Source organism: Actinoplanes italicus (assembly GCF_003001815.1).
GTDB lineage: Bacteria > Actinomycetota > Actinomycetes > Mycobacteriales > Micromonosporaceae > Actinoplanes > Actinoplanes italicus.
In genome coordinates this window covers 390,398-413,157 of the sequence record NZ_PVMZ01000008.1, presented here as the reverse complement: position 1 = coordinate 413,157, position 22,760 = coordinate 390,398, and the positions used below count along the sequence as shown (strand labels likewise).

Here is a 22,760-nt window from a genome sequence, read left to right as displayed (position 1 = left end):
GGGCTTCCCGATCATCAACAGGAGTTTGAGCAATGGCTAAGGCCGCTGCGCTTCGCAAGCCGAAGAAGAAGGTGAACCCGCTCGACAAGGACGGGATCACCTACATCGACTACAAGGACACCGCGCTCCTGCGGAAGTTCATCTCCGACCGCGGCAAGATTCGTGCCCGCCGCGTCACCGGTGTGACTTCCCAGCAGCAGCGTCAGATCGCCCGCGCGGTCAAGAACGCCCGCGAGATGGCGCTCCTGCCGTACACGGCCACGGCTCGCTGAGAGGGGGCACCGAGATGAAGATCATCCTCACGCAGGAAGTTTCCGGCCTCGGCACCCCCGGCGACATCGTCGAGGTGAAGAACGGTTACGGCCGCAACTACCTGCTCCCGCAGGGGTTCGCGATCCAGTGGACCAAGGGCGCCGAGAAGCAGGTCGTCGTGATCAAGCGGGCCCGCGAGGCTCGTGAGATCCGTGACCTGGGCCAGGCCAACGAGGTCAAGGGCCAGCTGGCCGGCCTCAAGGTCACGCTGAAGGCGCGCTCCGGCAACGGTGGCCGTCTGTTCGGCTCGATCACCCCGGCCGAGATCGTCGACGCGGTCAAGACCGCCGGCGGCCCGGCTCTCGACCGTCGTCGTCTCGAGCTCCCGGGTCACATCAAGACCACGGGCTCGTACAACGTCCAGGTCAAGCTGCACCCCGAGGTGACCGCAACGTTCCCCGTGAACGTGGTGGCCGCTAAGTAGTCGTTCGTACTACGCCGAAACGGCGCGCTGGGCTTCTGCCCGGCGCGCCGTTCTCGTTTTCAGCTGAGGCTGTTGCCGGTGATGGCGGAGGACAGCACGGTGGCGAGACCGCCGCCGACCACGGCCGCGGCCAGGCCCACGCTCGCCGACTTCCAGGCGGTCGTGGCTGTACGCAGGCCGTAGGCGACCAGCATGCTCAACGCCAGCGAGATGCCGAACTCCGGCGCGGCGTCGGCGAGCGTCTCCAGGGCGTGATCGCGCTGGCCGCTGTTGAGCAGGAAGATGCCCGCCACGAAGAGTACGACCGGCACGCCGTACCAGACGACGGTGTAACCGACCGCGGCGAGCGGGCTGCTCTCCTGGTCCTCCTGCTCCTCGTCGTCGTCCGGGTCGAGAAGGTCGTTCTGCCGGTTCGACGGGAAGTCGCCGACCATCGGCCGGCGCTCGTAGGCGCCGGTTCCCTGGAAGGCACCGGTGTTCCGGCGGGGAGGCCACGAGGTGTCCTCCTCCGCTCCGGCACCGTCCGCGGTACGCGGTGCCTGGATCACCGAGGTGGCGCTCAGGGCCAGATTCGCCGATCCGTCGACCGCGGCTGAACCGCTTGGCCGAAAGGGAGGAAAGTCCGACGTGTCGTAACGGCGGGACTCGCCCTCGGCCAGATCGCTCTGGCGGGACAGCTCGCGGCGCCAGTCGGTCTCACCGTCCTGCCCGGCGCCTCGATACTCGGCCCCGGCCCCACGCCGGCCCGCGCGTTCTGCGGCGAGCCAGTCCGCGAGAGGCGGACGGCCACCGAAGCCACCACCGGCGGGCGGTGGCGGATCGTCGCGATCGTTCCGGCCGCGCCGGGACGACGTGTCGGTCAGCGGATCGGTCCAGCGTGCCGACGGGTCACCGGGCGACGACACCGGTGCGTTGCCGTAGACCGGTTTCTGCTGCGCCGCCCAGGCCGGGCCGGAGGCCGGTGCCGAGCTGCCCGCCGGTAACGCGCGAGCGGACCCGTAGCCGGGACGGCGGGGCTCGGAGGGCATGTCGTAGCCGGACGGCTGCGACGGCACACCAGAACCGCCGTAGGACGGCCCCTGAGCTCCCTGGGGGCGCTGGCGCTCCTGGTCGGTCCACGACGTCTCACCACCGGCCGGACTGCCGTAGGCGGGCCGCTGCGGCGCCTGACGTTGCTGTCGCTCCTGCTCCAGCCACGACTGGCCGGGCGGAGGGCCGCCGTACGCCGGACGCTGCGGTTCCTGCCACGCCGGCCCACTGGCGGGGGCGGCCGGCAACTCCCGGGCGCCGTAGCCGGGCTGCTGCTGGGCAGATGGGCCGGCCGGCAGCTCACGGGCACCGTAGGCGGGCCGCTGCGGCGGCGCCGACGGACCGGCCGGCAGCTCACGGGCGGCACTGCCGAAGCCACTGCGGGGCGGCTGTTCGGGACGCGACTGGCCGAAACCCCCGCCGGACGGGAGCTCACGTTGCCCACCGCCGTAACCGGGGTCCTGCCAGCGCGGAGACTCCGCCGGAGAATCGTCCGGGTACGCCTGGCGACGCGGCTCCGGCACACCGTTGTCGGACCATTGCGGCGGCATCGGACCGGGTCGCCGGCCGTCCGGGGCACCGCCCATGCGGCGGTTCTGCCGGGTCTGCCGGGGCTCGGGCGCGGCCTGCCAGGCCTCGGAGCTGATCGGTTCCTCGGGCGGCGCGGAGTCGGACGCGCGACGACGTCCGCCACCGAAGCCGTCGGTGCGGTACGGGTCGTCGGGCCGACGCCGCCGGGTCGGCCCGTCGTCCATCGGGCCGCTGGCTGCCCAGCCGGAGCCTCCGGCGTCACGGGCCGGGATCGAGCTGCTCGGCAGCGGCCCGCCGGGCACACCGCCGGGCGGATCGGCCCGCCGGCCCCGTCGGCCGGTGTTCTCCGGCTCGTCGTCCCTCATCGCCTCGCGACGCGCCGCCTCGGCACGCCATGCGAGAACGCGCGGATCGTCCTCGGCACGGCTCCACTGGCCGGTGTCGGGGTCGCGTGTCCAGTTGCTGGTGTCCTGCTCGGCGTCCCACGACGCGGTGTCCTCGCGCCAGTTGGTCGGGTTGGCGTTGTAGCGAGGCTGCCGTCCGCCCTGAGAACCGCGGCGTCCACCGGGCTCGGCCCGCGGCGGTTCGGGACGGGACTCCTCCGCCTGCCGACGCCGGTCACGGCGCGACGGAGCCTCGGAGCGCGCACCCCAGGCCGGAGCCTCCGGAGCGTCCTCCCGGTCGTCGAAGACCGGAATGCTGCCGGTGTCGGTGTGCCCGGCCCAGTCGTCGTCCGCGCCGCTCGACCAGCCGGAGCCACCGGAGGGCGCGGCCTGATTCTCAGCGGCCCGCCGGCGGCCGGCACGGGTCGGCCGCTCGCCGTAACCCGCACGATCGGTGTAACCGGCATCCCTGTTCCAGGCGGCACGGTCGTCGTCACGGACCAGGTGCCGGGCGTCCTCAGCGGGCGATCGCTGCCAGCCGGGCGCCTCGGTGCGTTCCCAGCGGGTCAGTCCGGTGGTGTTCTCCCCCGGACCGGGACGGCCGTCGCCCGGGCCCGGACGGTCCGACCATGCCGGGCCGGAGGCCGCCGCGGTGGACCAGGATCCGGTGTCGGCGCCGCGGCGCCGGGACTGCGCCGGTGCGGACGGTTGCTGCCAGGAGGGCGTCTGCTGGGGCTGCTGCCAGGACGGTGTCTGGGCTGCCGGTTCCTGCTGCCACGACGGTGTCTGCGTGGACGGCTGCTGCCACGACGGTGTCTGCTGGGGCTGCTGCCAGGAAGGAGTCTGGGCGGAGGGCGTCTGGGTGGACGGCTGCTGCCAGGACGGTGTCTGGGCGGACGGTGTCGGGGCGGACGGCTGCCGCCAGGACGGGGTCTGCTCGACCGGGGTGGTCGCGGCCGGAAGGTCGGAGCGGCGCTGCCAGGACGACGACGTGTCCGGGTCGTTCCGCCTCCAGGAGGGTGCCTCCGGCTCGGACTGCCGCCAGGACGGCGGGTCGGGCTCGGGCTGCCGCCACGACGGGGTCTCGGGGGCGGACCGCCGCCAGGACGGAGTGGCGGCGTCGCTCTCCGAGCCGGTCTCCCACGCGGTACCCGGGATGGACGGCTTCTCCCGTTCCTGGGCGGCCTCGTCCTCGGAGCGCCAGGCCTCGGTGGTGGACCGCCAGACGTGCGAGCCGGTGGCCGAACGCCACTCGGTGGTCTGCCGCCAGCGTGCCCCGGTGGCCCGCCACTCGGCGGTCTCGGTGCGCCAGCCGACGCCGTCGGCCGGGAAGGTCGGGCGGCCGGTGGTGGTGACCTCGGAGGACCACCGGTTGGCCGGCTCGATGGCCTGGCCGCCGCCACCGTTGTAAGGCTCGACCTCGGCCTGCTGTGCCCAGTCGTCGGCACGGCGCTGCCAGGCGAGTGCCTCGTCGCTCGGAGCCATGCTTCCGGTGTCGGTCAGGGACGACCAACGGGACTCCGGTTCCTCGGGCTCCGATTCACGGGTGGGCCAAGATCCCGCAGCGCGCCGAGGGCGCGACATGCGGGTCCCGTAGTCCCACTCCCGTTGGTCCACCTGAAAAGGGTGACGTGCCCGAAGCGGAACCGCAACGCCTCAGTGCGACGGCTTGCTCACGGGAGTCGGTATTTCCGCTGATCCTGAACTGTTTCTGCCCTCCACAGGCAGGAATGACGAATCCCCTGCTCGGGTTGGTTGTCCCCAAGAGTTATCCACACGGTGTGCACAGGGCTACCCACAGGAGTCACCGGAGATGTCCACAGGTTGTCCAGAGGCTCATCCACCGCGGCAGTTGGGCTGGTGGCAACGGGATTCGTACAGTGGTCCAGCCTCACAAGCGGACTTTGATCGGAACGAAGCACTGAATCCGGTCCGGGATCAGTCGAAGGGGTTGTCCGGGACGGTCCGATTTTCGAGGCGGCCATGGCCGAGTAGAGGGGGAAACCGGTGTCGATCACCGACGACGCGAGGCCTGAGTCGCGGCCACCGTCCCAGCCCGGTGGCGGCGGTGGGAACTTCACCGGCGGTGGCGGCGGAGGCGGCGGCAAGGGCGGTGGTGGATCGGACGGCGGTCAGTTCGACAAGGCGCCGCCGCAGGATGTCGCGGCCGAGCAGGGCGTGCTCGGCGGCATGCTGCTGTCCAAGGATGCGATCGCCGACGTGGTCGAGATCCTCAAGGTCAACGACTTCTATCGTCCGGTGCACGCCACGATCTTCGACGTCATCCTCAACCTGTACGGCCGTGGTGAGCCTGCCGACGCACTGACGGTGGCCGCCGCGCTGGCCGACTCGGGTGATCTGCAGCGGGTCGGCGGCGTGCCGTACCTGCACACCCTGATCGAGAGCGTGCCGACCGCGGCGAACGCCTCCTACTACGCCCGAATCGTCTCCGAGCGTGCCATCCTGCGCCGCCTGGTCGAGGCGGGCACCAAGATCGTCCAGCTGGGTTACGGCACGGGCGGCAACGGCGGCCGTGACGTCGACGACATCGTCGACCTGGCCCAGCAGGCGATCTACGACGTCACCGAGAAACGCGTCAGCGAAGACTTCGCGGCCCTCGGCGACATGCTCCAGCCCACCCTCGACGAGATCGAGGCGGTCGGCGCGTCCGGTGGCGTCATGACCGGCGTCCCGACCGGATTCGCCGACCTCGACCGTCTGCTCAACGGCCTGCACGCCGGTCAGCTGATCATCGTGGCCGGTCGTCCCGGTCTCGGTAAGTCGACCGCCAGCATGGACTTCGCCCGGAACGCGGCGATCCAGCACGGTCACGCCAGCGCCATCTTCTCGCTCGAAATGAGCAAGATCGAGATGGTCATGCGTCTGCTCTCCGCCGAGGCCAGGGTGCCGCTGCACACGCTGCGCTCCGGCCAGCTCTCCGACGACGACTGGACCAAACTGGCCCGGCGGATGGGCGAGATCAGTCAGGCGCCGATCTTCGTCGACGACACGCCCAACATGAACCTGATGGAGATCCGGGCGAAGGCGCGCCGGCTCAAGCAGCGTCACAACCTCAGGCTGCTGGTCATCGACTATCTCCAGCTGATGTCCTCGCCGAAGAAGACCGAGAGCCGTCAGCAGGAGGTCTCGGAGCTGTCCCGTGGTCTCAAGCTGCTGGCCAAGGAGATCGAGTGCCCGGTGATCGGCGTGAGTCAGCTGAACCGTGGTCCTGAGCAGCGCACCGACAAGCGCCCTCAGCTGTCCGACCTTCGTGAGTCCGGCTCCATCGAGCAGGACGCCGACGTGGTGATCCTGCTCCACCGTGACGACTACTACGACAAGGAGTCACCGCGCGCGGGCGAGGCCGACTTCATCGTGGCCAAGCACCGTAACGGCCCCACCGACACCATCACAGTGGCGGCGCAGTTGCACCTCTCCCGCTTCGTCGACATGGCCATCTGAACGGCTTTTGTCCGGCTGGTTCTCACCGCTGTCTCGACCGTCTCGAGACAGCGGTGACAGCCAGCCGGACATGAAGCGGCGTTATGCGTCCTCGTTGGAGCGGTGATTGGTGACCAGTTGTTCGATCTGCCGGGATTTGCCGGCGGATGCGTGCTGAACGGTTTCCACGATCACGCGGGCGAGGGTTTCGGGGGACCATTCCCTGCAGGCGTCCGGGTTGAGCCGGAGGTCGATGAGAAGTCCGTCAGCGTCCACAGTGGCCCGGATCTCGCCGGTCTCGGATTCGGCGCTGACCTGCATCGTGGCGACGCTGCGCTGAAGTTCGTCCACACCGGAACGAAGTTCCTCATACCGGCCGTAGATGTCTTCGAGGTCGTTGCGCAGGTTGGGGTCGGCGGCTTGATCAGTGGTTTCAGTCACGGGTGTTCCTCCGTTCGCCGCGACAGGGGGGCGGACGTGAGAATACCCAAGATCGGCGACGTTGCGTATTCCGGTAACTTCGTAACGCACACGAAAAGAGAGACCTATCGAAATAGCTCACTTTAAAGTGACGATGTGACTTCGGTTTGTCACTACTGAGAGTGATCAATCCCACTGGGGGCATTCCGGCGCGGTACTGAAGCTCCGGGTTCACGCAGGTGATTCGTGCACTGTGGAGCGTCGCTTTGATCGGCGACATGACTCTGCGTACCCGGAGCTTTCGCAATGACGGCGGAAAATTATCGGCTCGGATCCTCGCCCTCGAGCCGGAAACCCTCCTGAAGCGGGCCGCCGACCCGGTGCAGCACGGCCAGGACCGCCGCCACGAGAGGCTCCCGGTCGGCCAGGACGGTCTGCTGTGCGGCCGCGAGCCGGCCCGGCAGTTCGGGGTCGATCTCAGCCAGCCGGCGAGGCAGCCACTTGCCTCGCGCCGACCAGCGGTTCCCGGCGAGCAGCAGCAGGTCGGAGGCGGCGAGCACCAGTGTCGCCGCGAGATAGGAGATCTCCACCGGATCGGAACAGCCGCGCAGATCGTCGACCAGGTCGGTGACCAGATAGCGCTGCATGTCGACGGTGGTGGCGGTCGGTGCGGCGGGCCCGGCGGCGAGCAGCGCACAGGCCCGGGCGCGGTAGCCCTCGGCGGCGCCGTCGGTACTGGTCAGGATCACGCCCTCGGCGACCATCCGCAGCAGTGGAGTGCGCCGTCGTACGGTGTCGTGCCGCCAGTAATGCCGAAGCGAGCCCGGAGTCTGCACGAACCACTCGACGAGTTGACCGGAGTGGCGCAGGGTCTCCCGGAACGGTGCCGGCGGCCCGTCCAGGACGACCACGATGTCCAGGTCGGACCACGGGGTGCGGCGGGCGGTCGGCGAACTGCCGCCGAGGAACGCGGCGTGTGCGTGCGGGAATCGCTCACCGACGAGGCGAGCGGCGACTTCCACGGGATCGGCCGACATGCGACACAACGTCGCACATCGCGCATGCCGGCCGCACCCGCGTTACTTCGACGACCAGGGATCAGTCGAAGACGACCAGGGATCAGTCGAACAGGACGACCAAGGATTAGTCGAACAGGTCGTGCAGGAAGCCCCGGCGCCGGTAGTGGCCGTGGTGCCCGTAACCGGGAGCGCGCCGGTAGTGGCCGTGGTGGCCATAGGCCGGGACGGGCGGCGGGTAGGCGTGCGGCTGACCGTAGGCGGGCGGCGGCGGGGGCGGGGGCGGCGGGTAGCCCGGCTGGTGCTGGGGGTGCTGCTGATGCGGGGCGGGGGGCGGCGGAACCTGGCCGCCGGCCGGGGGCCGGTTGTAATTGGCCTCGACGGCGAAGAGCTTCTCCAGCTCGCCACGGTCAAGGAAGATTCCGCGGCACTCGGTGCACTGGTCGATCGTGACGCCACTGCGCTCGTAGACCCGCATCTCACCGTGACACTTGGGACAGGTCATCTGCATTTCATTGACGGTACAAGGCCGTGTCATTCCGTGGGGCCGAAGAAGCTGTGTCCTTGCTGAGTGCTGGGGCAAATAGCAGCAAAGCGGCCGGGTAGAGCAGGTAACCGAATCGTGTCGTCGGCATCAACAGGATCGCGGTGAGAAGTCCCCAGCCGCAGAAGAGCGCGGCCGAGCGGGCGGTCCGCGGCGGACGGCGCAGCAGCAGCACCCCGATCACGGCGGCCGCGGCCACCAGCAGGCCGACGGCAACGTAGCGCCCGTTCGGCACGGACTGCGCGATCAGATAGCCGGGGAACGGCGACTGGGCCGGACTGGTCACCAGACCGTGACCGAGCGGGAAGCGGAGCACGTTCTCGATCAGGGCGTCGGAGTTCACCAGCAGCGGCGGGATCAGGGCCAGCACGGGCAGACCGAGCGCACCGGGAAGGAGCCGGCGCCACGTCCCGGTCGCGATCGCGTGGACGACCAGGACGGCGACCACCGGGAGCGCGAAGAGTTTGCACGCGGCGGCCGCCCCGACGGCCACACCCGCCCAGCCGGGCCGGTTTGTCGCGGCGAGGGCCAGGGCGAGCAGGCAGAGACCCAGGACCGGGATGTCGTCGCCGCCGGTCGCCAGGGTCAGCGCGGTCACCGGGAGGACCGTGGCGGCCTGCATGGCCCGCACCAGGGCCGGGCGCTCCGGCACGAACGAGGGGAGCGCGCGCTTCACCCGTACCGCCGAAGGGGTTGAATCACGCAGGAGGGTGAGCGCCGCAGCGACCGTGGCCACCGTGATGATCGCGAACCAGATGCGTGCGTCGGTCCACCAGTGATCGCCGGCGAGAGCCCGCGGCAGACCAAAGATCGACATGCCGGGCTGGTACGGGCGGTAGCCGAGCAGACGTTCGTCGAGCGGGATCGCGGCGATCTCCATACGGCTCAGATAGGGCGTTCCGCTGTGCAGCAGTGACTCGCCCATATGCTCGACGACCACGACCTCCTCCTGCGCCCGGTCGGTACGCCCACCGGCGCGCTGCACGGCCTGGACGACCAGAGGCAGCAGCGCCACCGCGCCCCAGGCGGCCCAGGTCAGCACGCCGCGTTGCCGGACCAGGAACACGAGCAGCAGGGCGGCCAGATAGCCGCATGCCGCGATCGCACCCCACGCCCGGTGTGGCATCAGTGTCGACGTCAGTGCCGTGACCAGCGCGAAGACCGCGGAGAGCGAATACAGGAGGAGATCGACCGCGCGGTCCGACAGCTTGATCACGCGGGCAAGTTTGGCAGACGGCGCGCCGGCAGACGGACCACCGAGCCCTCGTCGTGCAGTGCCACCGCCAGAACACCGGGCCGCCCACCCGAGCCACGCTGCAGGGTGCTGAGGAAGCGGGCGGCGGAGTACGGCCGGGCGAACAGGTGCCCCTGGCCGGACGTACAGCCCAGCGACCAGAGAGCGCGCCGCTGCGGCTCGCTCTCGACACCTTCGGCCACGACCGTGAGGTGCAGGTTGCGGGCCAGGTCGACGGTCGTCCGGACGACCGCGGCGGCCTCGGTCGAGGTCTGGACGCCGGCCACGAACTCGCGATCGATCTTGAGCTGGTGCACCGGGATCCGGGACAGCACGGACAGCGACGAGACGCCCGTCCCGAAGTCGTCGATGGCCAGGCGGACGCCGGCGTTGCGCAGTTCGGCGAGGGTACGTTCGACCACGTCGAGCTGACTGACGGTGAGCGTCTCGGTGAGTTCGAGGACGAGCCGGTCGGCGGGCACGTCGTGCCGGGCCAGGCGGGCCAGCACCGCGCCGGGGAACGTCGGGTCGAGCAGACTGCGCGGCGACACGTTGACCGCCACCGGCAGGTCGAAGCCGGCCTCCTGCCAGCTCTGACGGGCGATCAGCGACTGCTCCAGCACCGCGTCGGCGAACGCCGGAAGCTGCCCGGAGCGCTCCACCGTCTCCAGGAACCGCACCGGGCTGAGACTGCCCTGGTCGGGGTGGTGCCAGCGGGCCAGTGCCTCGGCCGCCACCACCTCGCCGGTGCCGAGATCGACGATCGGCTGGAAGTCGACGGTGAACTCGTGCTCGGCCACGGCCCGGCGAAGCTCGCCGGTGAGTAGCAGTCGCTCCAGGTCGGCGGTGTCCCGGGCATGCGCGTACACGACGGTCTGCTCGCCGGCGCGTTTCGCCTGGTACATCGCGATGTCGGCACGGCGCATCAGCTCCTCGACGCTGCCGGTGCCGGCGGCCAGGGCGATGCCACCGGCCGCCTCGACCGTGAGCCGCATCCCCTCGACCTCGATGCTCGCGTCCAGGGCGGCGAGCATGCCGGTGGCCCGGTGCCCGGCCAGCGCAGGTGTGGGCAGGCCGGTGAGCAGCACCGCGAACTCGTCACCGCCGAGCCGGGCGACCAGATCTCCGGGGGCGGCCGCGTCACGCAGACGGCCCGCCACCTCCCGCAGCACGTGGTCGCCGGCGGCGTGGCCGAGCGTGTCGTTGACCTCTTTGAAGTGGTTCAGGTCGATCAGGAGCAGGGCGAACAGACCGGACCGGGCGGATGGGCGGAACAGCCGCTCGGCACGGTCGTAGAGCCGGCGGCGGTTGGCCAGGCCGGTCAGCGGGTCGTGGGTGGCGGCATGGGCGTTCTCCGCGGCGATGCGTGCCAGCTCGGCGTAGGCCTGGGCGTTGCGGATGGCGGTGCACACCGCGGAGGCGAAGGTCCGGAGTTTGTACTGCTCCACCTCGGTCAGCCGGACCGACCCTCCGAACCGCAGCCGCAGCACCCCGACCCGGACACTGCCGTCGTGCGCGATCAGATCGACGGTGGTCTCGTCCGGCGGCGGCACGTCATCGGCGGGGATCGGTCCGTCCGCCAGGACCTGCGACTCGGTGGCCCGGACCCTGCGGCCGGTCAGGTCGATGGCGGCCTCGGCCGCGGAGAAGATCTGAGCGGCGCGGGTCGTCGCCGAGTGCAGGACCTGGGTGAGGTCGACGGCGTTGAGCTCGTCGGTGGCCTTGGCCAGACGCTGCCAGGACTCGCGTTCCTCGCGGGTGCGAACGCTGCGGGACTGCCACAGGTGCATACACACCACAACGAGCGGGACGACCAGCAGGAGCAGCGGGTTGGTGCCGGTGGCGAACACCCCGACCACCAGCAGGGCGGCGACCAGTTCGCCGAGGTGGAGGATGACCTTGCTGGCCCAGTCGTGCAGCGCCACCTGCCATGCGCTGCTGCCGGTGGCGACCGAGAGCACCGGGACGAACACCAGGTGGTCGACCACGATGTAGGCGGCCAGCGCCAGCACGATCGGCAGCACCGGGAACGCCGGCTGGGACAGATCGGCATGGACACCCAGCGCGAGGAATACGGCGGCCGCCGATCCGGTGGTCAAAGCCTCCTTGGCTATACCGAATGCCGTTTTCTGCGGACCGAGCCACTTCAGGCAGCGCACTACGACGATTGCGGCGATAGCGGAGAAGACGACCCATGGCGCTGGAATGAGGGTCAGTCCGATGAGGACCGGAACTTCCGCCCATGTGTTGCCGTCGATGTTCGACTTGACCCGGACGTAGACCCGCGTCCGATGCGCGATGATCATGAGGCCGCAGAGGGCGGCGAGGGTCAGTGGGGCCGGCGGTGGGTCGGGAAGACGCAGCAGCGTGTAGGCCCCGAGGCCGGCGGTCGTGCAGAGGCCCAGAACGACGACGAGACCGACGAGCAGCCGTAGCTGCCGATCGGTCACGTTGTCTTCGTCGTTGTCCTGAGACATGCGGTCCTTGTCGTTGCTCAGCGCAATCGAGTCGTCGCTCAAGCCCCAAGGTAATTGATAACTGTCTGTCCGCGCATCAGGCGTTCTTCAGGCCCACTCTTTGGCGTCACGCATGGTGATTACCTCCCTTTTGTCCCGTGTCGTCCTGACAGGACATAACTTAGGACTGAGTGGAGGTGTTTTCCAGTGGATCGTGTCGGTATGCGCAGAATGCGATAACAGGATGGCGTCCTGTTACGGACAGTTTCTGAATGGAAACCCAGTGCAATGAGAATCGTTCATTCGCTTACCCGGAATTCTATTTCCGCTATCGCCGAAGCATCCCTGAGCTGTGTGGACGAAGTGTGAAGCCGCTGCGGCGGTGATGAGAACTAAGCTCCCGGTATGTCCCAGGGAACCCAGTTGACCCACGTTGACGAGACCGGTGCCGCGCGCATGGTCGACGTTTCCGCCAAGGCGGTGAGCGACCGCCGGGCCATCGCCGCGGGCAGGGTCCGGACCACCGCCGAGGTGATCGATCTGTTGCTGCGCGACGGCCTGCCCAAGGGCGACGCGCTCGCGGTGGCCCGCCTCGCCGGGATCATGGGGGCCAAGAAGACCCCCGACCTGATCCCGCTGTGCCACCCGATCGGGCTGCACGGGGTCAAGGTGGAGCTGAGCACCACTCGCGACACCGTCGAGATCACCGCCATCACCAAGACCGCCGACCGCACGGGGGTCGAGATGGAAGCCCTCACCGCGGTCGCGACGGCCGGTCTCGCCATGATCGACATGATCAAGGCCGTCGACCCCGCGGCGAGCCTGGAAGCCGTCCGGGTGCTGCGAAAAGAAGGCGGCAAGACCGGAGATTGGGTACGCCCGGAGGACCGGCCGTGACCATCCGGGCCCGAGTGATCGTCGCCTCCAACCGGGCCGCGGCCGGCGTCTACGCCGACACCAGCGGGCCCCGCCTCGTCGCCGGGCTCCGCGAACTCGGATGCGACGTGGACGAGAACCCCGTGGTCGTACCCGATGGGGACCCTGTCGCCGAAGCCCTGCGCACCGCGATCGCCGATGGTGTCGACGTCGTCCTGACCAGCGGCGGAACCGGAGTCACCCCGACCGACCGCACGCCCGAGGCGACTCGCGGCCTGCTCGACTTCGAGATCCCCGGCATCGCCGAGGCGATCCGCGCCCACAGCCGAGATCGGGTGCCCGCAGCGGCCCTCTCCCGCGGGCTCGCCGGAGTGGCCGGGCGCACCCTGATCGTCAACCTGCCCGGATCCACCGGCGGTGCCAAGGACGGGCTGGCCGTACTCGGTCCGCTCCTCGTACACACCGTGGACCAGATCCGGGGTGGCGACCACTGAGCGCTAGGCTTTCCCAGTGACCGAGTCGACCCCTGTGGACTGGGAACTGGCGCGCACGCTCGCCTATGAGGCGGGCCGGGCGGCAGCTCGCGGCGCGGAGACGATCCCGCTGGCCGAGGCCGACGGCCGGACCCTCGCCGAACCCCTGCGCACCCTCACCGACCTGCCCGCCTTCCCGACGTCGAGCATCGACGGCTGGGCGGTGCGCGGCGCCGGTCCGTGGCGTCCGGTCGGCCGGGTTCTGGCCGGAGGCACACCACCGCCGCTCACCGCGGACGGCGACTGTGTCGAGATCGCCACCGGCGCGATGGTTCCGGAGCACGCCACCGCCCTGATCCGGATCGAGGACTCGGTCACCGGTGCCGACGGCCGGGTCTCCGGAGAGCCGCGGACCCTCCCCGACTGGCGGCTTCCCGGTGAGGAGGCGGACCTCGGCGAGGAGCTCTTTCCCGCCGGTACGGCCGTCGACCCGGCGATCATCGGCGTTGCCGCGACCTGCGGCTACGAGACTCTCGCGGTCCGCTCACGCCCGAGTGCCGCCATGCTCGTCTTCGGCGACGAGCTGCTCACCGCCGGGCCGCCCGGCGCCGGCCGGGTCCGGGACTCGCTCGGTCCGCAGGTGCCCGGCTGGCTGCGCCGATACGGCGCCCGGGTGGAATCGGTGACCGGGCCGGTCAAGGACACCCTCACCGCACACCTCGACGCGATCCGGTCCGCGCTCGACACCGCCGACCTGGTCTGCACCACCGGCGGCACCATGCACGGACCGGTCGACCACCTGCATCCGGCGCTGGCCGAGCTCGGTGCGTCGTACCTGGTCAACACCGTCGCCGTACGCCCCGGCTTCCCGATGCTGCTCGCCCGGGTGCCCGGCCCCGACGGACGCGACCGGTTCCTCGCCGGGCTCCCCGGCAACCCGCAGTCCGCGGTGATCGCCCTGGTCACGCTGGTCGCGCCGCTGCTCGCGGGACTGAACGGCCGGGCTCTGCCGCCGCTGCCGTCGGTCACCGCCGGGAGTGACGTCGCGGGGCGTGGCGGCTTCACCCACCTGGCGCTGGCCACTCTCGACGTCGCCGGGCACACCGCGACCCCGGCCGGGCACGTCGGATCCGCCATGCTCCGGGGCCTCGCCAACTCGCACGGTTTCGTCGTCGTCCGTCCCGGCACGCAGGCCGCGGCCGGTGACACGGTTCCCTTCCTGCCCCTTCCGTTGCTGCCCGGAGAGCGCCCATGACCACCACCACCGGTGTGGTGACCCTGACCGCCGTGGTCGACGAGCCGCTCGACCTGGCCGCACACGAGGCCGCGGTCGCCGACCGCCGGGCCGGTGCTGTCGTCTCCTTCCAGGGCGTAGTCCGCGACCACGACCACGGCCGCGGTGTCACCCTGCTGGAGTACGAAGGCCATCCCACCGCCGCGGCGATCCTGCGCGAGGTGGCCGAGGAGATCGCCGCCGACCCGGCCGTCTACGCGGTGGCGATCTCGCACCGCATCGGCACCCTCGGCATCGGTGATGTCGCGCTGGTCGCATCGGTCAGCACGGCGCACCGCGCGGCCGCGTTCGCGGCCTGTGGGCGGCTGGTCGACGAGGCCAAGGCCCGGCTGCCGATCTGGAAGCGTCAGGTCTTCAAGGACGGCACCGAGGAATGGGTCAACTGCCCCTGACCGTCGGCGGTGACATCGGTCCGTCTCGGCAGACAGAACGTTCTGCCCACGGCGGTCACATCGGTCAGCCGCCGCGAGGCAGGGGGATCGCCGCCCGACGGGTCGTTGTGGGTCGCCGGGTCGGCAGGGTCGGTGTGCCGTGCCGCCATGGCAGCGCGTTGACCAGCACGATCAGGGCGAAAGCCGGCACGTTCCAACGCAGCGACCAGACCGGGGTGCTGATCAGGACCAGGTAACCGGCGACGGCCGCGGCCAGATAGCCGGTGCCGGTGAACCGGGCCGAGCGGGGCAGCCGGACACTCGACCGGCTGCGTACGCCGGTGTCGGCCAGGATGAGCACGGCGGGGAGGAGCCAGAGGCTCTCCGCGGCGGTGGTCACCGGGCCGGCGACGGCGGTGGTGAGGCCGATCAGCGTGAACGCGGCCACCTCGTCGCCGTCGGCGTGTGCCGAGCGGGCCCGGATCAGCCCGACGGCCACCAGCAGGACGCCGAACGAGAGCCACACGAGGACGGGCGGCGCCGGGAAGCCGTACAGCCGGGCCATCACACCGGCCAGGGACTGGTTGTCGTGGTCGCTCACCGGGGCCGGACGGTCGAGTTCCCACATCGTCGTCCCGTACCACGCCAGGGTTTCCGCCGGTGCCAGGAGCAGCGCCGTGAGGGTGACCACCGTCGCGGTCGCCAGGGCGGTGACCGCCACGCGGCGCTGCCTGGTGATGAACAGATGGACGATGAACAGGATCGCGGCCGGGCTGAGGGCGGTCGCCAGTCCGGTCCCGACGCCTGCCCAGGTCCCCGCGTACCAGGCCCGGCGCAACGATCCGGGAGCCGTCGGGTCGACCTCCGAGCGTGACTGCCCGGGAACGCGGCGGGCGCCGGACCGGCCGGAGCCGAGCACGGCGGCCAGTGACCGGTGGCGGGTCCGGGACGTGCGGCGCAGCGCGACCAGATCGGCCGCGAGAAGGGCGAAGATCAGCAGCTCCGGGCGGCCGAACCCGATCGCGGCGCGGACCGGTTCGGCCATCAGGGCCAGGGCGGTGGCGGTCACGACGAACGGGCTGTGGCGGCGCCCGTAGCGGCGGGCGACCGGCCCGGTGACGATCCGGATGGTGAGCACCAGGGCGGTCAGACCGGCCAGGGCCAGCAGCCAGCCGGCGGCGCGCAACGGCAGCAGGGTCAGGGGCGCGAGCATCAGCGCCAGGGCGGGGGGCAGGGCGGCGCCCGCTTCGTTGTCCGGGGAGCGGTACGCGTAGAGGCCGTCACCGGCCAGCCAGCCCCGGATCGCCTCATGTTCGACGGCTAACGTGCTCAAGCCGTACCGCTGCAGATAAAGGGTGATGATCGCGACCGTGAGAAGGACGCCGACGGCGACCAACCCGGTCCGCACGCGCGCAGCGCTGTGCTCGTTCTCCTCGTTCGCCGGCATGGCGCGACCCCCGTCTCGTCCCCGGGCACGGCACGTTCTGCCGGTCGACCCGCCCTTTCGCGCGAGGGGCGAAGCGGTCGGAAACGGCGGCAGGTCGTAGCCGAGCGGAAGCGAGCTTAGAAGGCGCAGACCGACCGCGCGGCCCCTCGTCCGCTTTAACGCAAAGGCCGCAAGAAGGTTGTTAGCCGGGCAATCTGCGCGCTGCCACAGCAGACGCGGCGGCGATCTTGGCTTCCCTTCGGGCGGTACGCAACGCGCGCCGAACCGAGCGCTGGCTCCGGTCCACCGCGTGCGTTGTCCGATAGCGAATACCCGGGCGCCCCTCGGTGTCGACGGCCGCCAGAAGCAGCCCGCCGAGCAGCCCGAGATTGCGCAGCATCTGATCCCGGTCGCGGCCGCCGGTCGCCGTGTGCGGGATCAGCCCGGCGGCCAGAACCGCCGCTGCGGGCCGCGTGAACCGGCCGGTGGCCAGCGCCAGCCCGGCCAGCACGTCGGCCGCGGCCTTGACGCGGACCAGGGTGACCGGATCGGTGGGAAGGCGTGGGTCGGTCCGCTCGAGCAGCGGGGTGACCCGGTCGGTGAGCGGGCGGACCGCCTGGACGCGGGACTCCGGCCGCGTCAGGGTCCGGATGCCGTCGACGACGAAGATCGATGCCAGCATGGCGCGCGCGGCGCTGCGAACGGGCCTCATGGATCCGGTTATACCCGCACACGCGGTCTTACACCGGCTGTGTCCTGAGGTAGCGGCCGAAGTGCGGGACGGTGAACGCGACAGTTCCCCGTTCCCCGGAGTAAATGAGACCTTTTTTGATCAGTGCATCGCGGGCCGGGGACAGGCTCGCCGGCTTCCGGCCGAGTGAGATGGCGATCTCCGAGGTCGGCACCGCGGCGTCCATGTCGTTGCCCGGATCGTCGGAGAGCGCCGCCATGGCCCGCATGTACTCCCGCTCGGCGGGGGTGGCACGTTCGAACCGGGAACCGAAGAACCCGACTGCCAGCTCGCCCTCGGCCTCAGGGGCGGCAACCCGGACATCATCGGCGGTGATCGGCGACTGCGGCGCGTGGTCCCAGGTCGCCTTGCCGTACGCCTGCACGAAGTAGGGGTAGCCACCGGACTTCTCGTAGAGCAGGTCGAGCGCTTCCTGGTCGTAGTCCACGTCCTCCCGCTCGGCCGGCACTCCGAGCGCCAGATCGGCGGCGTCCCGGTCCAGGCGGTCGATGCGGGCATAGCGGAAGAGCCGTTCCGAGTACGACTTGGCGGCCGACAGCACGGCCGGCAGATGTGGCAGCCCGGCGCCCACCACGATGAGCGGCGCTCCCAGCTGCGACAGCTCGTGACAGGCCGCGCAGAGCGCCGACACGTCGGTCGCGCTCAGGTCCTGCATCTCGTCGATGAAGAGCGCGATGCCGGTGCCCACGTCGGTGGCGAGCGAGGCGGCGTCGGTGAAGAGCTCGACCAGGTCGATCTCGATGTCGCCCGAGTCGGCCCGGCCACGGGCCGCCGGCACGTCGATGCCCGGTGCCCAGCGGTCGCGCAACTTGGCGTTACCGTCGTTGGCCCGCAGCGCGAACGCCTTGAGCACACCGAGCACCTCGTCCACCCGATCCGGGTCGCGGTGGTGCGGGGCCAGCTCGCGGATCGCCATGTGCAGCGCGCCGGAGACCGGGCGGCGCAGCGACTGATCCGGCCGGGCCTCGATCTTGCCGGTGCCCCACAGCCGGCCGATCGCGGCCGAGCGCAGGGTGTTGAGCAGCACTGTCTTGCCGACACCGCGCAGGCCGGTCAGTACCAGGCTGCGCTCGGGCCGGCCGCGGGCCACCCGCTCCAGGACGATGTCGAAGGCGTCCAGCTCACGGCCGCGTCCGGCGAGCTCGGGTGGACGCTGACCGGCGCCGGGAGCGTACGGGTTCCGCACCGGATCCATGACGTAGCACCGTATCGGGCTATCTAGCGTCAGCGCTAGAGTCGGCTCGATATCATCCTCTAAGTTGGTCTAGCATTCGCGCTAGAAAAGGCTAGACGGGCTGATACTCGCGCAGGCACAAGACGAAATCGACGTCGTCGTACTCAGTGTCGTAGTAGTACCACTTGGTGTACTTCGGAACGGTTCCACACTTTCGCACCGCGTCCCGCTCACCGGTGGTCTTGCCGTCGATGCGCTTCAAGATCTCGTACGTGTTGCCCGTGCACTCCACGATCCGTAGCTTGGGCTCGGTGTTCGTACCCTCGTTGCGGACGCACTGACCCTTCGCTGCGAACCGGGCGTCCGCACTGGTCTGCGGCCGTGGGACTCGAGGCGCCGGAGTGGTGGCGGCCACCGTCGGCGTCGGTTCCTCCTTGTCGCCGAGGGTGAACCAGGCCGCCGTCGCCACGCCGCCGCCGATCAGCACGCTCAGCGCGGCCACCGTGGCACCCATCGCGAACCCACGCCGGGCCGGCTGCTTCTGCCACCCCGCCTCCGGCTCCTGCCGCCCGGCGTCCGGTCTCTTCCACTCGGCCGGCGGCGCGAACGCCTGCTGCTGCGGGATCTCGTGCCCGTGCCAGGGATCGGACGGCTCCGAATACGGCTGCTCGGGGCTTCCGCCCGGCCATGGCTGACCAGGGTACGGCCCGTTCTGCGACATCGGGGGTCCCTCCAGAAGCGGCTTAGGCTGCCTGCCACCGTAGCGTGCGGCGGACAATCGGATACCTTTCACCTTCGTGTCGTCACAACTGGTGATCTTGTCGATGCTCTTCGGCGCGGCGGCCGGAGCGTTCCTGCCCCGGATCGGCCATCGCCTGACTGTCCCATTCGGATCGCCGGCCCGTGCCGAGTGCGGCCGGTGCGGCCGCCCCTTCCCCGCCGGGGTATCCGGATGGATTCACACCGGACCGGCCTGCTGCACCGATGGACATCTGCCGCCGGTGACACTCGCGCTGGTCGCCGGACTGCTGGCCGCGGTGCTCGGCCCCGTGCCGCAACTGCCGGTCCACCTGCTCGCGGCGATCCCCGGACTCCTTCTCGCGATGATCGACCTCGGGTGCCTGCGACTGCCCGACCGGCTGGTCGGTGTCCTCGCTCTGGCCGGAGGCATCCCGCTCGCCCTGCTCGCGCCGGACCGGATCGTTCCGGCCCTGACAGCCGGGCTGCTGGTCGGCACCGCCTATCTGGCGATCGCCCTGCTACCCGGGCGCGGACTCGGCCTCGGCGACGTGAAACTGGGCGCGGCACTGGCGTTCCTGCTCGGGTTCGCGGGCTGGCCGGCGGTGGCCGTGGGTCTCGGCACCGCCCACCTTCTCAACGGCGCGATCGCCACCTGGTTGCTGGTGACTCGCCGGGCACGCCCGATCCCGTTCGGGCCCGCGCTGCTGCTCGGTGCCTGCCTGGGACTCACAGCAGTCTGAGCTGCCTGTCCTTCGGTCGTGCCGGGGTGGCCTCGCCCAGTTTCTCGAACAGTCCGGAATCGATCACATCGAGGAACGGCGTCGGTGTCTGCTCGCGTTCGCTGCCGTGCCGGAACCGCTTCGCCGCATGGCTCACGTAGAGCCGGTCCTGCGCACGCGTCAGCCCCACGAAGAACAGCCGGCGCTCCTCCGCGGTCTCCTCCTCCGACGGCGTCGAACCCGGCCAGCGCAGCGGCAGCAGCCCGTCCTCGCAACCGGCCAGGAACACCACCGGGAACTCCAGGCCCTTCGCGGCATGCAGGGTGAGCAGGTTGACCGCCTCGGCCCGCGGATCCAGCGCGTCCACCTCGGCTCCGGTCGCCAGCTGCTGGAGGAACAACGGCAGGTCGTCGCCGAGCCGGTCGGCCAGGGGCGTCAGCAGGTCGGCGGCGAGCCGGACATCCTCGGGGGCGAGCTGATCGCCGTCGAGGGTCGGCGCCGCGCACCGCTGGACCAGCATCCGGGCAGCGGCCTTCACCCGGGCGGTCAGCGAACCGCCGGTGCCCCCCGCGTGCCGTAGCTCCCGGGCGATCTCGGGTACGCCGGCGCGGTCCCGCAGCCGGTTGTGTGAACGCTTCTGCACGGGGATACCGGCGCGGGACAGCGCGTCGAGGATCGGACCGGACTGCGCGTCGGTGCGGTACAGCACCGCGATGTCCGAGAACGACAGGTTCCCGACGGCGGCGGCGCGGGAGTCGACGCGGCCCGAGTCGAGCGAACGGTGCGACAGACCGCCGACCAGCTCGTCGATCGTGCGGACCACGAAGTCGGCCTCGTCGGCGACACCGCGTGCCGAGTAGCGGCCCACCAGAGACGCCTCCGGGTCCAGCCGTGCCGGGTCCAGCCGACGGCCACTGACCAGCGTCGACGGTGCGATCGCCTGCACGGCGGCGGCCAGGATCGGTGCCGACGACCGGTAGTTGCGGGTCAGCCGTACCAGCCGGGCGTCCACGAAGTCGGAGTTGAAGCGCAGGAAGTACTGCACGTCGGCGCCACGGAACGAGTAGATCGCCTGGTCCGGGTCACCGATCGCGCACAGGTTGCCGTTCGGCGGGCTGAGCTGGCGCAGCAGTTCGTACTGCAACTCGTCGACGTCCTGGTACTCGTCCACGAAGATCCACTGCCAGCGCCTGCGGTACTTCTCCACCAGCGCCGGGTCGTCGCGCAGCAGCGCCACCGGCACGCTGATCAGATCGTCGAGGTCCACCAGGTCCTGCTGGCGCAGCAGTTTCCGGTACGCCGCGTCGTCGTCGCCGGCCTGTTCCCTGGCCTGTGCCTGCTCTTGCTCGTCGGCGATCCGCCAGCCCGAACCGAGCCCGGCGGCCTTCGCGTTCTCCTTCAGCACGGTCAGGCCCAGCGAGTGGAACGTGCCCACCGTGATGTCCTCGGCCACGTCCCCGAGCAGCGCCTCGAGGCGCTCCTTCAGCTCGGCGGCGGCCCGCCGGGTGAAGGTGATCGCCAGACATCGCTCCGGGAAGACACCGAGTTCGGCGCAGAGGTACGCGATCCGGTGCGTCAGTGTCCGGGTCTTGCCGGTGCCCGGGCCCGCCACGATCAGCAGCGGCCCGCCCGGCGCCGACGCGGCCACCCGCTGCATCGCGTCCAGCCGGTCCAGCAGGCCGGTGCCGACCTCCTCCATGCCGGCGAGCATCGGCTCGAACGGCTCATGAGGGCTCGGTGGCGGTGCCAGCGGTGGCGGTGCCGGCTTCTCCTTGGCCGGCTTGGCCTTCGGTTTCGCCGGCGCGGCGGCCGGTTCGGCCTTCGGTTTCGTCGCGGCCGGGAAGTCGAACAGCGTCTCCACCTGCGGGGCGCTGTTGCGGTTACGCAGCTCACCCGGGTCGAAGAGGGTGATCACGCCGTATTCACCGTCGTACCCGGGCACCCGTCGCACGTCACCGCGCCGCAGCCGGGTGATCGCCTCCCGCAGTTCGTCGCCACCCGCCTTGCCGATCTCGTCGACCGGCACCTTACGCAGGATGTCCAGCTCGGCGCCGAGAGTGGCGACCAGGTGGTTGAGCTGCGACTCGACCGTCTTCGACTTCGGCCCGACGCCGTGGATCTCGCCGATGATCTCGTGCAGCTGGATCAGGTGCTCGACGTGGTCGTCCCTGTGGAAGCCGAGCGGGCGGTCGGCGAGGTCCTCGACCCGGCTCAGTACGCCGACGGTCAGCGGGCGCCCGCACTCGGGGCAGCGGCCGTTCGCGGCGCGGGTCTTCGCGGGTTCCCAGTTCACGCCGCAGGCGCGGTGGCCGTCGGCGTGATACTTGCCCTCCTCGGGGAAGAACTCGAGCGTCCCGGCCAGGCCGGCACCGTCCTTCACCGCGAAGTAGTCCGGAACGCCGGTGAACAGCGTCGCCTCGCGGGCCAGGGCGGCCGGGGAGTGCGCGTCCGAGTTCGAGACCAGGCGGTACCGGTCGAGGCTCGAGACCCGCCAGTTCATCTCCGGATCCGAGGAGAGGCCGGTCTCCACCGCGGTCACGTGATCGGCGAGGTCGGCGTAGCAGTCGGCGATCGCGTCGAAGCCCGACTTGGAGCCCAGCGCGGAGAACCACGGCGTCCAGATGTGCGCCGGAACCAGATAGCCGCCGGCCTCCAGGGTGATCTCCAGGAGGTTCCGCGAGTCGAGCCCCAGGATCGGGCGGCCGTCCGCGGTCAGGTTGCCGATCCGGGACAGCGCTGTGTTGATCTTCTCCACGGAGGCGAAGTCGGGGGCGTACAGCAGGTGGTGGACCTTGCGGGTCTTGTCGTCGCGTTTGTAGATCGTCGAGATCTCCACGCTGAGCATGAACCGGGCCGGTGTCGTGCCACGCAGCGAACCCGGCAGGCGCTTGGTGACCGGGCTCTCGTCGGCGAGCCGGAACAGACCGGGCTCGGCCGGCTCGAGGCTCTCCTTGAGGTGCTCGAACCATGCCGGATGAGTGAAGTCACCGGTGCCGAGCAGGGCGATGCCCTTGCGCCGCGCCCACCATGCGAGGTTGGGCAGCGTCAGATCACGGCTGCACGCCCGCGAGTAGCGAGAATGAATGTGCAGGTCCGCGACATATGTATTCGTGCTGACCTCCACACTCCGCATCCTGTCACGGCC

Annotated in this window: 19 protein-coding genes; 8 read left to right on the top strand and 11 right to left on the bottom strand. The window is 70.4% G+C overall.

The window, feature by feature from the left end; all coding sequences use genetic code 11:
• The first annotated feature begins 32 nt into the window (after positions 1-32).
• Complete coding sequence (gene rpsR, locus CLV67_RS22015) at positions 33-272, top strand: 30S ribosomal protein S18 (RefSeq protein ID WP_007073789.1); 240 nt, start codon at positions 33-35, stop codon at positions 270-272.
• Between the two features lie 14 nt (positions 273-286).
• Positions 287-736, top strand: a complete 450-nt coding sequence (rplI, locus tag CLV67_RS22010) for a 50S ribosomal protein L9 (RefSeq protein WP_106321264.1) — start codon at positions 287-289, stop codon at positions 734-736.
• A 59-nt stretch (positions 737-795) separates the two neighbouring features.
• Here the strand turns inward: rplI and CLV67_RS22005 are convergent, their stop codons facing one another.
• Positions 796-4,164 carry a hypothetical protein gene (locus CLV67_RS22005; RefSeq protein WP_106321262.1) on the bottom strand — a complete coding sequence of 1,123 codons (3,369 nt, stop codon included), beginning with the start codon at positions 4,162-4,164 and terminating at the stop codon, positions 796-798.
• A 522-nt stretch (positions 4,165-4,686) separates the two neighbouring features.
• On the opposite strand from CLV67_RS22005, the gene dnaB reads away from it, so the two are divergent.
• Positions 4,687-6,141, top strand: coding sequence for a replicative DNA helicase (gene dnaB, locus CLV67_RS22000; protein ID WP_106321260.1), 1,455 nt, complete (start codon positions 4,687-4,689; stop codon positions 6,139-6,141).
• 81 nt (positions 6,142-6,222) lie between these two features.
• On the opposite strand, the gene CLV67_RS21995 is transcribed toward dnaB, so the two are convergent.
• The 5 genes from CLV67_RS21995 to CLV67_RS21975 form a co-directional block, all read right to left on the bottom strand.
• Positions 6,223-6,651 (bottom strand): YbaB/EbfC family nucleoid-associated protein, encoded by a 429-nt coding sequence (locus tag CLV67_RS21995; protein ID WP_239166482.1) that lies wholly within the window; start codon positions 6,649-6,651, stop codon positions 6,223-6,225.
• Positions 6,652-6,860: 209 nt separating this feature from the next.
• Positions 6,861-7,577: a nucleotidyltransferase domain-containing protein gene (locus tag CLV67_RS21990; RefSeq protein ID WP_106321256.1), complete on the bottom strand. Its 717-nt coding sequence runs from the start codon at positions 7,575-7,577 to the stop codon at positions 6,861-6,863.
• A 106-nt stretch (positions 7,578-7,683) separates the two neighbouring features.
• Positions 7,684-8,067 carry a TFIIB-type zinc ribbon-containing protein gene (locus tag CLV67_RS21985; RefSeq protein WP_106321254.1) on the bottom strand — a complete coding sequence of 128 codons (384 nt, stop codon included), beginning with the start codon at positions 8,065-8,067 and terminating at the stop codon, positions 7,684-7,686.
• Between the two features lies 1 nt (position 8,068).
• Positions 8,069-9,316 (bottom strand): glycosyltransferase 87 family protein, encoded by a 1,248-nt coding sequence (locus CLV67_RS21980; protein WP_106321252.1) that lies wholly within the window; start codon positions 9,314-9,316, stop codon positions 8,069-8,071.
• The gene (locus CLV67_RS21975) at positions 9,313-11,811 is read right to left on the bottom strand and encodes a putative bifunctional diguanylate cyclase/phosphodiesterase (protein WP_106321390.1); all 2,499 of its coding nucleotides are present in this window, start codon (positions 11,809-11,811) and stop codon (positions 9,313-9,315) included. The genes CLV67_RS21980 and CLV67_RS21975 overlap by 4 nt, the downstream gene beginning before the upstream one ends.
• A 384-nt stretch (positions 11,812-12,195) precedes the next feature.
• Between CLV67_RS21975 and moaC the strand changes: the two genes are divergently transcribed.
• The 4 genes from moaC to CLV67_RS21955 are packed head-to-tail and all read left to right on the top strand — an operon-like array spanning position 12,196 to position 14,825.
• Positions 12,196-12,687 carry a cyclic pyranopterin monophosphate synthase MoaC gene (gene moaC, locus CLV67_RS21970; RefSeq protein WP_106321250.1) on the top strand — a complete coding sequence of 164 codons (492 nt, stop codon included), beginning with the start codon at positions 12,196-12,198 and terminating at the stop codon, positions 12,685-12,687.
• Positions 12,660-13,160, top strand: coding sequence for a MogA/MoaB family molybdenum cofactor biosynthesis protein (locus tag CLV67_RS21965; RefSeq protein ID WP_106321248.1), 501 nt, complete (start codon positions 12,660-12,662; stop codon positions 13,158-13,160). The genes moaC and CLV67_RS21965 overlap by 28 nt, the downstream gene beginning before the upstream one ends.
• 16 nt (positions 13,161-13,176) lie before the next feature.
• Positions 13,177-14,394: a molybdopterin molybdotransferase MoeA gene (locus CLV67_RS21960; RefSeq protein ID WP_106321246.1), complete on the top strand. Its 1,218-nt coding sequence runs from the start codon at positions 13,177-13,179 to the stop codon at positions 14,392-14,394.
• A complete protein-coding gene (locus CLV67_RS21955) occupies positions 14,391-14,825 on the top strand; it encodes a molybdenum cofactor biosynthesis protein MoaE (protein ID WP_106321244.1) in 435 nt (144 codons plus the stop codon). Before CLV67_RS21960 ends, CLV67_RS21955 begins: the two co-directional genes overlap by 4 nt.
• 64 nt (positions 14,826-14,889) lie before the next feature.
• Here CLV67_RS21955 and CLV67_RS21950 read toward each other — a convergent pair whose 3' ends face one another.
• The 4 genes from CLV67_RS21950 to CLV67_RS21935 form a co-directional block, all read right to left on the bottom strand.
• Positions 14,890-16,251 carry a glycosyltransferase family 87 protein gene (locus CLV67_RS21950; RefSeq protein WP_106321242.1) on the bottom strand — a complete coding sequence of 454 codons (1,362 nt, stop codon included), beginning with the start codon at positions 16,249-16,251 and terminating at the stop codon, positions 14,890-14,892.
• Positions 16,252-16,432: 181 nt separating this feature from the next.
• Positions 16,433-16,942: a DoxX family protein gene (locus tag CLV67_RS21945; protein ID WP_106321240.1), complete on the bottom strand. Its 510-nt coding sequence runs from the start codon at positions 16,940-16,942 to the stop codon at positions 16,433-16,435.
• A 28-nt stretch (positions 16,943-16,970) separates the two neighbouring features.
• On the bottom strand, positions 16,971-18,176 hold the full coding sequence (locus tag CLV67_RS21940) for an ATP-binding protein (RefSeq protein WP_106321238.1): 1,206 nt from the start codon (positions 18,174-18,176) through the stop codon (positions 16,971-16,973).
• 91 nt (positions 18,177-18,267) lie between these two features.
• Positions 18,268-18,876 carry an LppU/SCO3897 family protein gene (locus CLV67_RS21935; protein WP_106321237.1) on the bottom strand — a complete coding sequence of 203 codons (609 nt, stop codon included), beginning with the start codon at positions 18,874-18,876 and terminating at the stop codon, positions 18,268-18,270.
• A 280-nt stretch (positions 18,877-19,156) separates the two neighbouring features.
• Between CLV67_RS21935 and CLV67_RS21930 the strand changes: the two genes are divergently transcribed.
• On the top strand, positions 19,157-19,636 hold the full coding sequence (locus tag CLV67_RS21930) for a prepilin peptidase (protein ID WP_239166481.1): 480 nt from the start codon (positions 19,157-19,159) through the stop codon (positions 19,634-19,636).
• Here CLV67_RS21930 and CLV67_RS21925 read toward each other — a convergent pair.
• Complete coding sequence (locus tag CLV67_RS21925) at positions 19,623-22,748, bottom strand: UvrD-helicase domain-containing protein (RefSeq protein ID WP_106321386.1); 3,126 nt, start codon at positions 22,746-22,748, stop codon at positions 19,623-19,625. The two genes, CLV67_RS21930 and CLV67_RS21925, sit on opposite strands and share 14 nt — an antisense overlap.
• Positions 22,749-22,760 lie beyond the last annotated feature (12 nt).